At 56.4% G+C, this 15,146-nt stretch carries 3 protein-coding genes; all 3 read left to right on the top strand.

Annotated features, from left to right (window positions below; all coding sequences use genetic code 11):
* The first annotated feature begins 252 nt into the window (after positions 1-252).
* The 3 genes from OGX97_RS03035 to OGX97_RS03025 all read left to right on the top strand — a co-directional run bounded on the left by OGX97_RS03035 (position 253) and on the right by OGX97_RS03025 (position 15,144).
* Positions 253-11,451 carry a BapA/Bap/LapF family large adhesin gene (locus OGX97_RS03035; RefSeq protein ID WP_286591878.1) on the top strand — a complete coding sequence of 3,733 codons (11,199 nt, stop codon included), beginning with the start codon at positions 253-255 and terminating at the stop codon, positions 11,449-11,451.
* A gap of 100 nt (positions 11,452-11,551) precedes the next feature.
* Positions 11,552-12,961, top strand: coding sequence for a TolC family outer membrane protein (locus OGX97_RS03030; protein ID WP_008785529.1), 1,410 nt, complete (start codon positions 11,552-11,554; stop codon positions 12,959-12,961).
* Positions 12,958-15,144, top strand: coding sequence for a type I secretion system permease/ATPase (locus OGX97_RS03025; protein WP_235126968.1), 2,187 nt, complete (start codon positions 12,958-12,960; stop codon positions 15,142-15,144). The genes OGX97_RS03030 and OGX97_RS03025 overlap by 4 nt, the downstream gene beginning before the upstream one ends.
* Positions 15,145-15,146: the final 2 nt, after the last annotated feature.

The following is a 15,146-nucleotide window of genomic DNA, read 5'->3' as shown; positions in this document are numbered from 1 at the left end:
ATTAGCCAAATATATTTTTATATATGGATAAGTTGCAGAATACATTCTTTCTGACTATATCATCTAATACGAAAGAACTATTCAGCTAACAGGGCCCGAACGTATTTGATAAGTAAATGAACCTCTGCATGATCTAATCAATGTAATTACCTGTGTAAATTCATCTTTATGGTGAACGGGGCCCCTGTCTGCTCATTTTCCCAGCGCGCTGTTGCGGATTAATACTCCCGACATGCCATCAGGAGTGAACATATGCGTCTACTCGCCGTTGTATCAAAATTAACTGGCGTTTCCACAAATGTTGAATCCTCTGAAGTTACGCTCAGTTCGCCTTCTATCGTGAAACTGTCGGTGTCACGTGAGGAGGTAAGTCAACTGACTCGCGTGAATCAGGATCTGGTTGTCACACTCCGCTCAGGTGAAACCATCACCATTAAGAACTTCTATGTCGGAAAAGGTGATGCGCAAAACCAGCTTGTTCTGGAAGACAGTAATGGCGCGCTGTGGTGGGTTCAGGATACTGATGGGGCATTCCATTTCCAGCATCTGGACGATCTCACTCCGCTAATGACTGCCGAGGGAAGCCATGAAGGCGGCGCCGTCTGGCCGTGGGTTCTTGGTGGGATCGCGGTCGCAGGCGGAATTGGCCTCGCGGCGGATGGTGGAGGTGGCGGCGGTGGTGGCGGCGGGAGTGATAATAACGCCGGCAACGGAAATGGCGGAAATGGCAACGGTAATGGCAACGGTGGTAATGGGGATGGTGGTTCACCGCCAACAACAACCCCTAACATGCCTGACGTACCCGTTATCACCAGCGTAATCGATAACCAGGAGCTGATTACTGGCCCTGTTAATCAGCTGGAATCCACCAACGACAATACGCCCACTCTTCAGGGCACCGGCCCCGCAAATGCCACATTGCATATTTTTGATAACGGCGTCGAAATAGGCCAGGTCACTATCGATGCCAACGGCAACTGGTCGTTTACGCCATCCTCTCCACTCGCAGACGGTACCCACAAGTTTACCGTCAGTGCATCAGACGGTACGGGCAGCAGCGACATGTCGGACAGTTGGGAGATTATTGTCGATACGCTTGCCCCCGACGCCCCTGTGGTCACAGAAGTAACTGACGATTCAGGTTCCATTAAAGGCTTGATAGGTAATAACGGTGTAACCGACGATGCCACGCCAACACTCACAGGCACTGGTGAAGCGGGCTCTTACATCAGCATTTCTGATAATGGCATTCTGATTGGCATGGTTCAGGTGGATGACAATGGTAACTGGACGTTTACACCTGACACGCCGCTTAGCGACGGTGTTCATAATCTGACGCTGACGCAAACTGACGATGCGGGTAACGTGAGCGCGGAAACGAGTGTACCGACATTCACCGTCGATACTACCCCGCCTGAAGGCGCGGTCATTTCCTCCGTAAACTTGCAAGGCACCGAGGTAACCGGTAGTGCTGAGGTAGGAAGCCAGGTCATTATCATCGGTAGTAATAATCAGGTTTTGGGTTCAACTACCGTTGATCAAACCGGCAATTTCGTCATCGCGATTTCACCTTCACAGACGCACGGTGAAGCGCTGATCGCGAAGATTCAGGACCAGGCAGGCAACGTCGGGCCAGACACGTCCTTCAATGCCACCAACTCTGGCTACCCGGGCGTGCCTGTTATCATCAGCATTGTGGATGATGTTACCCCCTCAACTGGGCCATTGAACAATAATCAGGCCACCAACGACCCAACGCCTACGATCTCGGGTACCGCAGACGCCAACAGCACGGTTAACATTTATAACAACGGCGCGCTTGTTGTAAGCGTGCTTGCCGATTCCAGCGGCAACTGGACCTGGACCTCCAACACCAACTTGCAGGACGACTCATACTCCTTCACCACCACAGCAACCAACCACCTGGGCACGGGAGGAACGTCAGCGGCATTCAATATCACTATCGATACTCAGCCACCGTCAGCGCCGGACGATCTGAACGTATCTGCCGACGGCTCTGTCGTCACCGGTACAGCCGAACCAGGAAGTACCGTGACCATCAATAATAATAACGGTCTTCAGATCGGCAGCGGCGTCGCCGGAACGGATGGCTCATTTACCATCACCATTAACCCGCCTCAGACCAATGGTGAAACCATTACCGCTATCGCCACCGATCCTGCCGGGAACCCAAGCCTACCGGAAACCGCGCTCGCGCCAGACATCACGGCCCCGCTGCCGCCAGCTAATCTGGTGATTAATCCTACAGGCGATCAGGTTACCGGCATGGCGGAACCCAACAGTACGGTACATATTCTGGATCCTGGTGGCGCGATAATTGGAACAGTAACCGCCGGCTCGAACGGAGAATTCACCGCCACGCTGGTTCCGCCGCAGACCAACGGAGAACATCTTGTCGCCAACGCGACGGATGCGGCTGGCAATACCAGCGGCAACAGCGCGATTACCGCCCCGGATACCACGGCGCCTGACGCGCCAACCGGCGTCACCGTCGCCGGGGACGGTGGTTCTGTAAGCGGACATGCTGAAGCGGGAAGCACCGTCACTGTAAAAGACAGCAATGGTATTCAGATCGGCACAGGCCAGGCAGACAGCGGCGGCAACTTCACGGTGTCGATTACGCCGTCGAAAATGAACGGCGAAACGGTAAAAGTTACCGCAACGGACAGTAGCAATAACGAGAGTCAGCCAACTTCCGCGGTGGCTCCGGATATTACCGCCCCTGGAACGCCCATCATCACCGCCGTGACGGATGACCAGCCCATGTATCAGGGCCCTCTCAATAACGGCGATGTCACCAACGATAGCAAACCTAAGCTGGAAGGCACCGCCGAAGCAGGTTCTCAGGTCAAAATTTACGATAACGGCACCCTGCTGACGACCGTTGTCGCTGATATCAACGGTAACTGGAACTATACGCCAGTCTCGGCGCTAAGCGAGGGCGCTCACATCTTCACGGTGACCTCCACAGACGCCGCGAATAACACCAGCAGCGCGGCAAGCTGGAAAATAATTGTCGATACAATTGCGCCAACTGTTCCAGTGATAACGTTGGTTAACGATGACGTTGGCAGCATTACGGGCAGCGTTGCAAATAACGGTTGGGTCACCAACGACAATACGCCAACCATCTCGGGTACCGGTGAGCCAGGTTCACTGGTAAACCTGTACGATGGCATTCAGTTATTGACGGTTATTCTTGTCGACAGCTCGGGTACCTGGAGTTATACCGTTCCGGGGAATCAGGTGCTCAGCGATCGCACCCATCAGTTTACGGTATCGGCAACTGATGCCGCCGGTAATGTCATCACCTCACCCACAGTGGTCAGCGTTACCGTAGATACCCAACCGCCGGGCGCTCCTGTCATTTTGGCTGCTACCGACGACGTTGGGAATGCACCGATCGATCTGCCTACCGGAAGCCGTTCAAACGATACCTTGCCAGAGCTGAAAGGAACCGGAACAGACGGTTCTAAGATCACTCTTTATGATGGAGCTACGCCAATTGGAAGCACGACTGTTTTGCCCGGAGGCACCTGGAGTATTCAACTCGACCAACCGCTCAGTGAAGGCACACACAATTTATCCGCTATTGCCACGGACGTTGCAGGCAACGCCAGCAATGCCGGAAACTTTACGCTAACGATTGATACCACTCCACCAGCAGCCCCGGTTATCAGCTCCGCAGAAGGTCTGATTGGGACAAACCTACAAACGCTGAATAACGGCAGCAGTACCAAGAGCTCGAATCCCGAACTCTCCGGAACCGGCGAGCCCGGCGCGAAGATTACGATTTATGATAATGGTGGTCCTATTGGCACCGTCACCGTACAGCCAGACGGCACCTGGACATTTACCCCAACCTCACTCGCCGACGGGCCGCATAAGTTCACCGCTACAGCGACTGACGTTGCAGGCAACACGGGGATCCTATCGGCCAGCTTTACCTTGACGGTAGACAACACACCTCCCGCACAACCAGCCGCGCCAATCATTACCGACGATGTGGCTCCGGTAACGGGTGCGGTCACTAACGGCAATACCAATGACACCACGCCAACCTTTAGCGGCACCGGTACGTCGGGGGATGTTATTTCGGTGTATCTCGACGGCAATACCACACCACTGGGCACCACCAAGGTTGGTGCAGACGGCACATGGAGCTTTACGCCGACCACGGATATTAACCCGGACAGTTATCAGGTCACCATCACCGCAACCGATCCGGCAGGCAACGTCAGCCAGCCGTCGACTGCCGTCACCCTGAACATTGATATTACGCCTCCCGCAACGCCTACGATCGAGGCGGCAGATGACAACGCAGGCACTATTCAGGGAGATATCGCAGAGAACGGCACAACCGATGACAGTACGCCGACCGTGCGCGGAACAGGAGAAAGCGGCTCGATCATTACGCTGTATAACGGCACGACGGTTATCGGCACCACGACCGTAGTGAATGGTTTGTGGACTATCACACCGACGACGGCGCTGCCCAATGGCACCTACACGCTGACGGCAGTCGCTACCGATGCTGCAGGCAACCCCAGCGGCACCTCAAACAGCATTTCGTTTACGGTGAATTCGACACCGTTGGTCGTTAGCAACATTGAAGACGATCAGGGTGTCTTTACTGGCTCACTAAGCAACGGTAGCGTAACGGACGATACCCTCCCAACAATCAGCGGGACCGGCATTGCAGGCAGTACTGTATACATCTATGACAATGGTCTTCCTGACGCCATAGCAACTGTTCAGGTCGGTGTTGACGGCACGTGGAGTATCAACGTGCCACTAAGTGAAGGCGTGAATAATCTCACTTTTATCGCAAAAGACAGCAATGGAAACAATATCTCCGCTGCAACGCCAGTAACGTTAAACCTTGATACTAATGCCCCAAATGCACCATTGATCACAACTGTTGACCCTGACGGAACAAACGTTAAGGGAACAGCAGAACCTGGAAGTACTGTGATTATCTCGAAGGGTTCTACGGTATTAGGTAGCGCAATCGCTGATGCCTTGACAGGTCAATTTACCGTCACGCTCTCTCCTGGACAGACCTCAGGCGCTTTGCTAACAGCTATCGCGCAGGATACTGCGGGTAATCAAAGCGTTGAGACTTCGTTTACGGCATCAAACTCAGGGCAACCTATTCCACCCACTCTTGAAATCTTTGACGACTTCGCCCCTACTGTTGGCATCATTGCAAACGGAAAAACGACCAATGACACGCAGCCAACCTTACAAGGCGTGGCAACAGCCGGAGCTGATGTACATATCTACCAAAACGGAATCCTGCTAATCACCGTCCGGGCTGATGCGAGCACGGGAGCCTGGAGCTACACCATCCCCAGCGCGCTGGCGGACGGCACGACCTGGAACTACGCTGTCTCTCAAACGGTAAATGGCGACACCAGCGGCCAGTCGCCAAACTATGCCATTACCATCGATACCACCGCGCCGCTCGCGCCAAGCATCACCGCCGTTACTGATGACGTGGCTCCGGTGACGGGCAATGTCGGCAGTGGACAAAGCACTAACGACACGCGCCCAACACTGAGTGGTACTGGCGAGATTGGGGCGACCATTACGGTTTATGACGGCGGCGTGTCCATCGGCACCACTACCGTTAACAACAGCGGAAACTGGAGCTTTACCCCGCAAAATGCCCTGAATGACGGCCCTCACACGTTTACCGTGCGCGCCACTGACGCGGCTGGCAATCAGGGGGCCCCATCCGCATCCTACCCAATAACGGTGGACACAGGCCTGCCTGGTACGCCAGTTATTGTGTCAGTAACCGACGATGTAGGTGGAACAACCACGCTCATTTCCGGGCAGACAACCAACGATAATACGCCAACCCTGGAAGGTACCACCGAAGCGAATAGCGTGGTCACCATCCGCGATAACGGCACGGTGATTGGCACAACCACCAGCGACGGAAGCGGCAACTGGAGCTTTACGCCTTCTCCGGCGCTCGGCAAGGGCAATCACGCGTTGACCGCCACGGTCACGGATGCCGCGGGTAACGTCAGCCCGGCAACCGCGCCATTCTCTCTGTTGGTCGACACACTCCCACCAGTAGTGCCAACTATTGTGTCAGTCATCGACGATCAGCCAGGAAGCACTCAGTTGACCAACGGTCAACTGACCAATGATGCCCAACCTACACTGAATGGCATTACCGAACCCAATGCCATTGTCACTATTCGCAGCAATGGTACGATCATTGGCACCGCAAATGCCGATGGATCCGGTAACTGGAGCTTCACCCCGACAAACGCGCTGGCGCAGGGGGAAAATATCTTTACCGTGACGGCGACGGATGCAGCTGGCAATACCACCGGAGCCTCCACCTCATTCACCATTTTGGTCGATTCAATTGCCCCGTCTGCACCGGTAATTCTGACCGTTCAGGACAATACTGCGCCGACAACCGGGCCTATCTCCAATGGGCAAATCAGCAACGAAAGTCGCCCGGCGCTTAGCGGTACCGGTGAAATTGGCGCAACCATTACCGTGCTGAGCGATGGTCAGGCCATTGGCACCACCATCGTCGGCGCAGGCGGAAACTGGAGTTTTACGCCTTCTGCGGCATTGGGTAACGGCCAGCATACTCTGACCGTCACGGCTACAGATAGCGCAGGCAATACCAGCCTGCCTTCTGGTGGCTTTACCTTCACCGTCGATACTCTGGCACCGACAGCCCCAGTGATTACTCAGGTTGCGGATGATGTCGGCCCACTGATTGGAAATCTGAACAACGGTCAGGCCACGAACGATCCACTTCCGACGCTTAGCGGTACGGCAGAAGCCAATTCCATGGTGAAAATTTACGATAACGGAGCGCTGATCGGATCTGCTCCTGTAGATGGTACGGGCGCCTGGAGCTTCACACCGGGAACCCAACTTGGCAACGGTAACCACGCGCTGACGGTAACAGCCACCGACGCGGCCGGAAACGTCAGCCCGACGTCTGCGGGATTTAACATCGTTGTTGATACCGTCGCCCCGCTTGCGCCAACGATTATCCAGGCGTTTGATGACGTGCAGCCGGGAACCGGAACGCTATCGAACGGAGCCTTTACCAACGACACCCGTCCCGTTCTCAGCGGTTCAGCGGAAGCCGGTGCCCGGGTAGCCATCTACGATAATGGCGCGCTGCTGGCAACGGTGACTGCGACGATAGACGGCACCTGGGAATATCTGACCACCACACTTGGCAACGGTCAGCATGTGTTTACCGCCATCGCCACCGACGCCGCCGGGAACGTGGGCCCTGTCTCAGACGGGTTTACGATTAATGTCGACACCATTGCACCATCCGTCCCGCTGCTGGTCTCGGTGGTGGATGATATCGCAGGCGGCGTGTTCAATGCAGCGCTCAGCAACGGACAGCTGACCAACGATGCACGCCCGACGCTGAACGGCACCGCCGAGGCAGGCAGCACCATCAGCATCTATGACGGAAGCACCCTGTTGGGTACCGCGCTGGTGCAAAGCAATAACAGTTGGTCGTTTACCCCAACCACACCGCTGGCTAATGGATCGCACACCTTCACAGTCACCGCCACTGATGCGGCGGGCAACACCAGCGGCGCGACGGCAGGCTTTAGCGTGGTGGTTGACACCACGGCGCCGACGCAGCCTTCAATCAGCAGCATTATTGACGATGTCGGGCCAAACACCGGGCCGATTGGCAGCAATCAGCCGACCAACGACGCGCGCCCAACGTTAAACGGCATCACGGAAGCCAACGCGCGAGTTGATATTTATGATAACGGCAGCTTTGTCACCAGCGTAACGGCGGACGGCAGCGGCAACTGGAGCTACACCCCGACTACCGCGTTGGCACAAGGTACCCACTCGTTTACCATCACTGCAACGGACAGTGCGGGTAATACCAGTGGCATATCGTCTGCGGCAGCGATCGTGGTCGATACCGTTGCCCCGGGTATCCCAACCGGGCTGGCGGTAAACGCCAACGGCACCGCGCTCACCGGCGTTGCCGAACCAAACAGCACGGTCATTATTACCTCCAGCGGCGGAACGGTGCTCGGCACGGCAACCGCCAACGCCTCCGGTAATTTCACCTTCACTCTGAACCCACCGCAAATCAGTGGGCAAACTCTGCTGGTCAGCGCACAGGATGCCGCAGGCAACATCGGTACAGCGGGTAACGTGCTGGCACCGTTTACCGGCGTACCACCTGCGCCTGTTATTTCCAGCGTGCTCGATGACGTCGGCACTATCATGGGACCCGTCGCTCCCGGTAAAACCACCAATGACACCCTGCCAACGCTCAGCGGAACGGCGCAGGCTAACGCCGTCATCAATCTGTACAACAACGGCGTGCTAATGGGCTTCACGACCGCAGACGGTAACGGGATCTGGAGCTTTACCCCATCCGGTGCACTCAGCGAAGGTAACCATGCGTTTACCGCCACGGCAACCAACGCCAACGGCGCAAGTGGGTTGTCCGGTTCGTTCAGCGTGATTGTGGACACCACGCCACCGACCGCGCCAACGCTCCTGATCAGCGCCGATGGCGGTACCGTCAGCGGCGTCGCCGAAGCGGGAAGCACGGTCACCATTTCTCTGCCCGGCGGCACCAGCGTGACGGCAATCGCCAACAGCAGCGGTGTCTACAGCGTCAACCTGCCGGTTCGCCAGATTGAAGGGCAGTCGCTGTCCGCCACGGCGACCGATGCGGCGGGAAATACCTCATCGCCGACAAACGCTCTCGCACCAGTATTGCCGCTACTGGCTGAAGACAATGTCACCAGCCTGCCGCTACAAACCGATGTCACCGTCAGCACCGAGCATCAAAGCGATTATGGTTTCCTGTTGGTCAATGCGCTGGGAAATGTCGCCAACGTGCTGGGGAACGATACGGCAAGCGTGAATTTCAGCATCGCTTCTGGCGGCAGCGGATCCATTACAATCAATGCCGCAGCGACCGGCGTGGTGCTGTCGCTGTTAAACACACTTGAAGTCGTCATCCAGCGCTTTGACACCGCGCTGAATGCCTGGGTGACGGTGGTGGATACCGGAAAACCAGACTTTGCCAGCCTCCTCACTCTGGGCGCCTCAGGCGTAACGCTCAATTACAGCGGACTGACTGGCGGTGATTACCGCGTGGTCAGCTACAACACCAACCTGCTGGCGACCGGGGCATACACCAGCCTTGATGTCTCAGTGGTAAAAGCCAGCGCAGGAACCATCACCGGCGGTACTACCGAGTCTGGCAATATCATCACCGATACCGATCCCGCCAACGGGCAGGATAATGCCCCTTCCGGCACGCTGGTCACCGCCATCACCGACGGTAACGGCAACGTCGTGAACATCCCGGCGGGCGGCATTGATGTGCAGGGGAAATACGGCATCCTGCATATCAATCAGAACGGTAGTTACACCTATACCCTGACCAATACGTCAATCTCGGTGTATGGCCGTTCCGAAAGTTTCACCTACACGCTGACGCATGGCAGCGATCACTCCTCGGCAAAACTGGTGGTAACGCTCGGTCAGGCGCCCACCACCAGTACGGTAACCGCGGCAGACGATGTGGCTGCGCTGACTTACGGGACGCAGGTCATCGCGGTTGATCATGGCACATCACAGCAAACCGGCTTCACCCTCGCCAACGTCGGACTGGGTAATGTGCTGGATGTCAGTCTGGTTAATGGTTTAACCAATCCGATCAAATTTAATGTGGATGATGGCGCAACCCGCACGCTGACCGTCAAGGCCAGCGTTCTCGGCGTCACGGTTGGCGGTTTTGACCTCTATGTTTATCGCTTCAACGAGTCCATTCAGCAATATGAGCAGTTCCGCGTGAAGCCCAACTGGGTCACGGCGCTGCTAGGAGGTAGCTCAACGGATTACACCATCACCCTGCCTGGCGGTGACTATCTGTTCCTGCTTAACGCCTCCGGCGGTCTGACGCTGCTGACCAGCTATACCCTGAATATCCAGGCCGATCACACCTACGCCGTCGACAGCCTGAGTGCGACAACCAATGGAAACCTGCTGCTCAACGACTCGGCTCCGGCCAATACCGTTATCACCGAAGTTAACGGTGTCACCGTAAACGGAACGGGTACAACCACCATTAACGGGCAGTACGGCACGCTGACTATTGATGCGAAAGGGAACTACACCTACACGCTGAGAAGCGGACTGGGCGCAGACGGTATCAATACGCCGGACAGTTTCGTGTATAAGGTCAAAGCGCCAAACGGCGATACCGGCAGTGCATCGCTGAATATCAAACCAACCCCACAGGCGCTGGATGCAGTAAATGACGTCAGCAGCACGATGGCGGTTAGTACCCAGGCGGATACTTCCCGGTCGTTTACCGACGACAGCGTCGGGAACGCCAGCTGGAGTGCCCAACTCCTTTCACCCACCTCAAAAAGTGGTACTGGCGTCATTGAAATCGCTACGGGAACGGCGGTGCAAAACGCCATACTGCATTTTAACGTCGCGTCAGGTCTGACGCTGGGCGGGCTGACCGTCACCTGGGCGCTGTATGACAGCAACAACATCAAGATTGCCGGTAACTCTTTCAATGGCGGATTGCTGGTTGGTGGCAATATCGATATAGCCTTGAGCGGGATCGTACTGCACCCCGGCAACTATCGCCTCGACTATACCGGAAGCGTCGGGGGGCTGGGGCTGGGGAATATCACCATCACCCCCAGCGTGAAAGGTACGATAATCGACCTGCAAAACTTCGAGACTTCCATAGCGAACAGCGTCACCGGCAATATTTATGACGGAGACCATATTGCCAGCGTGCATACCTTGCTGACGGTGAACGGCACGGGCGGCAGTACCGCCACGCTTGATCCGCTGAGTAGCACGACCAGCGCCATCATTAACGGGTTGTACGGCAAACTGACCATTGGCATTGATGGTCATTACACCTATGCCCTCAACAGCGATGTCTCGCTCTCCACCATCGTCACCAAAGAGACATTTACCTACACCCTTAACGACCAGAATGGCCATACCGATACCGCTACGCTGACCATCAATATGAATCCGCAAGTGGTGAGTACCGTCGATGCCGATCGCCTGACTGGCAGCGCCTACGGCGATACGCTGATTTATCACCTGCTCAACGCCAACGACGCTACCGGCGGCAACATTAGCAATGGTGCTACCGACACCTGGACCAACTTCTCACTGGCCCAGGGTGACAAAATCGATATCGGCGACCTGCTGGTGGGCTGGAACGGGCAGAACGCTACGCTCGGCAACTACCTCACCGTAACCACCAGCGGTAACAACACGGTGATTGCCATCGACCGCGACGGTACGGGCAACACATATCACTCAACCAATCTCATAACGCTGGAGAACGTACACACCACGCTCGATGAGCTGGTGCAACAAAATCACATCGTGCCCTGACGTTAACGCAATGCGTTAAAGCGCCATAACTACAGCCCCGGATGCCATGACGTCCGGGGCAATAACAGTCGTCGCTGCCGTATTTTGTAAGGGATAAACTATGAGAAATGTCGCGCCTGTTGCATTACTTCTGGCATTAACGCTCTGTACCCTGCGGGTGAATGCCGAAGATGAACCGCAAATTATTACGCCGGAAGGACTGGCCACCAGCCAGATGCTTCCCTCGCTGGACGGCGCGGTTGCCGATCTGCCGCTGAGCGCTGCCGCCCCCGGCAACCTGATGCTCAACGACGCGGTAAGTCGTGCCGTGAGCTGGCATCCTTCTATTCGTGAATCGATCGGCAAACTGCTTTCGCAAAACGAACAGATCGACGTGGCGAAATCGAAATATTACCCGCAGGTTTCTGCCGGAATGAATAACGGTTACAGCAATACCTATACCGACCACGGCTTTAGCCCGGCGCTGGTTATTTCGGTGTCACAAATGCTGTACGACTTCGGCAAAGTGGCAAGCCAGGTCCGCGCCGAGACAGCCGGAGCCGCACAACAGCAGGCGAATGTGTTACTCAGTATTGATACCATCGCCCACGCAACCGCCAACGCGATAGTCCAGGTGCAGACGTGGCAGCAAATGGTGGACGCCGCCGAAGAACAGCTCACCGCCTTAAACGACATTGGTCGACTGACCCGACAACGCAATGATGAAGGGGCAACCTCGCTGTCCGACGTGGTGCAAACCGATGCGCGTATCGAGTCTGCACGTTCTCAGCTGGCGCAGTATCAGGCCAATCTCGACAGCAGTAAGGCCACATTGATGAGTTACCTCGGCTGGAACTCACTTAACGGCATCAGCAACGAATTCCCGGCCAAACTGGACAGCAGTTGCGATGTGGTCAAACCGGAAGATAAACTGGTTCCCGCGGTTCTGGCGGCCTGGGCGCAAGCGAATGTGGCACAGGCAAATCTCGATTACGCCAACGCGCAGATGACGCCCACCATCTCTTTGGAACCGTCGGTTCAGCATTATCTCAACGACAAATATCCCAGCCATGAGGTGCTCGACAAAACCCAGTACTCCACGTGGGTAAAAGTTGAGATGCCGCTGTATCAGGGGGGCGGACTCACCGCCAGGCGCAACGCCGCCAGCCATGCGGTAGAGTCTGCACAATACTCCATCCAGCGCACCCGACTCGAAGTACGACAAAAATTACTGGAGTCCCGCAGCCAGGCAATGAGCCTCGCCACCGCCCTGCAGATTCTGCGCCGCCAGCAGCGACTGAGTGAACAAACGCGCGAGCTTTATCAACAGCAGTATCTGGACCTCGGTTCGCGCCCGCTGCTCGACGTGCTTAACGCCGAGCAAGAGGTGTATCAGGCCCGTTTTGCGGAACTCCAGACTCAAAACCAGCTGCGCCAGCTCCAGCTGAACTGCCTCTATAACACTGGCTCGCTTCGCCAGGCGTTCGCCTTAAATAATCGCAGCATTCAATCGGTGGAGATCAAGCTATGAGCGACCTCGATTCACATGCAAAAGATGCGATTAGCGAACACGCTCTTAGCCAGTGGGCGCAGGCGATGACGCATATTGCCAATCACTATCGCGTGGCCTGTTCTCCCGGCGCAATCCAGGCCAACGCCCCGTGGTTTGCGGGAAAAAGCCGGGCCACAGCCCTGTCGCAACTGGCGCGTCAGGCGGGACTGTCATTTCATGCGCTGGATACCGCCACGCAGGCGTTCGGTCAGTGGCGTCTGCCGGTGGTGGCGGAACTGCGCGACGGCCAGCTAATGGTGATAGAACATTTCAACGGCGAAGATGCACTGGATGTATTTATCATCGCCGAAGAGGGCCAGCGTAACCGGCTCACGGTCGCAGAGCTTCTGCCGGAGATCGTGAGTATTACCGCGATGCGCCCGCTGTCGGCGCTGAAGGACAGTCGGGTAGACCGCTATATTTCGCGCTTCAAGCCCGACTGGATGCGCGAACTGGTGTTAAAAGACATTAGTCCTTATCTGCCGGTCATGATTGCCGCCTTTCTGATTAACGTTCTGTCGCTCGCCGGGATTATCTTTTCCATGCAGGTTTATGACCGGGTGATCCCCGCCCAGTCTTATCCAACGCTGTATGTTCTCTCCACTGGCGTTCTGGTGGCGGTGCTGTTTGGCTTTTTGCTGCGCGAAGCGCGTACCCACATAATGGACCTGCTCGGCAAACGCGCCGATATGCGCATTTCCGATCGCGTGTTCAGCCATGCATTGCGCCTGCGCAACAGCGCCATCCCCCGCTCGACGGGGAGCTTCATTTCTCAACTGCGCGAGCTGGAACAGGTTCGCGAGATGATCACCTCCTCGACCATGTCGACCATTGTCGATCTGCCGTTTTTCTTTTTGTTTATCGTGGTGCTGGCTTTTATCGCCCCGCCGCTGGCATGGATAGCGCCCGTCGCGGCCCTGCTGATGATCCTGCCAGGTTTGCTGTTACAGAAGAAGCTGGCGGTGCTCGCCAACCAGGCTGCCCATGAATCCACCCTGCGCAACGCGGTGCTGGTAGAAAGCGTCCAGGGGCTGGAAGACATCAAGCTGATGCAGGCGGAAAACCGCTTTTTACAGCAGTGGAACAGCTACATCCGCATTACCGGAGAGTCCGGGCTGCGCACGCGCAGGCTGACTCAGGGGCTGATTGGCTGGGGCATGTCGGTACAAAGTCTGGTCTACGCCGCGATCATTATGTTCGGCGCGCCGATGGTCATTGAAGGCACGATGACCACCGGCGCCGTGGTGGCCGCTTCGATGCTCGGTTCCAGAATGATTGCCCCAATGGCTAATCTGTGCGGCGTGCTGGCCCGCTGGCAACAGGTCAAGGCGGCGAAGATGGGGTTAGACAGCATCATGCAGCTCCCCACCGAAACGCAGTACGACGAAGACCGGGTGCATCAGGAAATTTTTCACGGTCATTATCTGTTTGAGAACGCACACTTTCGCTACCACAGCGACGATCAGCGCGTTCCGCTGCGCATCTCGCGCCTGGAGGTCATGCCCGGCGAGCGCGTGGCAATCCTCGGGCGTAACGGTGCCGGGAAATCAACCCTGCTGCAGGCCATGGCGGGTGGTGTGGAGATTATCCAGGGCGATGTCCGGCTCGACAACCTGAGTCTGGCGCAGATCGATATGGCTGATTTACGCCGCAACATCGGTTTTCTTAGCCAGAACGCGCGGCTGTTTTTCGGCACCCTGCGCGAGAACCTGACCCTCGGCGCACCGCATGCCAGCGACGCGCAGATCTTCGAAGCGCTGGAGGTCAGCGGCGCGGCAGCTTTCGTTAAACAGCTCGCCAAAGGGCTGGCGCATCCCATTATGGAGGGCGGCAACGGTTTGTCCGGTGGACAACGGCAGTCGATCCTGCTGGCAAGAATGCTGCTGCGATCGCCCAATATCGTGCTGCTCGACGAACCCAGCGCCTCGCTGGATGAACATACCGAGCGGGAGTTTATTCAGCGCCTGAACCAGTGGCTGGGCAACCGCACATTGATTGTCGCCACTCATCGCGTACCGGTTCTGGAGCTGGTCGAACGCGTGGTGGTATTAAAAGAAGGCCAACTGGTTATGGATGCCCCGAAAGCGCAGGCATTAAATGCGAGCCGGGCACCCGCCCCAACTCACGGTCGGGAGTGGAAAAATGAAAACCAATCCGCATGATG

It is taken from the genome of Citrobacter sp. Cpo061 (assembly GCF_030332845.1).
Taxonomy (GTDB): domain Bacteria; phylum Pseudomonadota; class Gammaproteobacteria; order Enterobacterales; family Enterobacteriaceae; genus Citrobacter; species Citrobacter portucalensis.
Note: the sequence above shows the minus strand (reverse complement) of the source record. Positions and strands in the feature narration are given on the sequence as shown.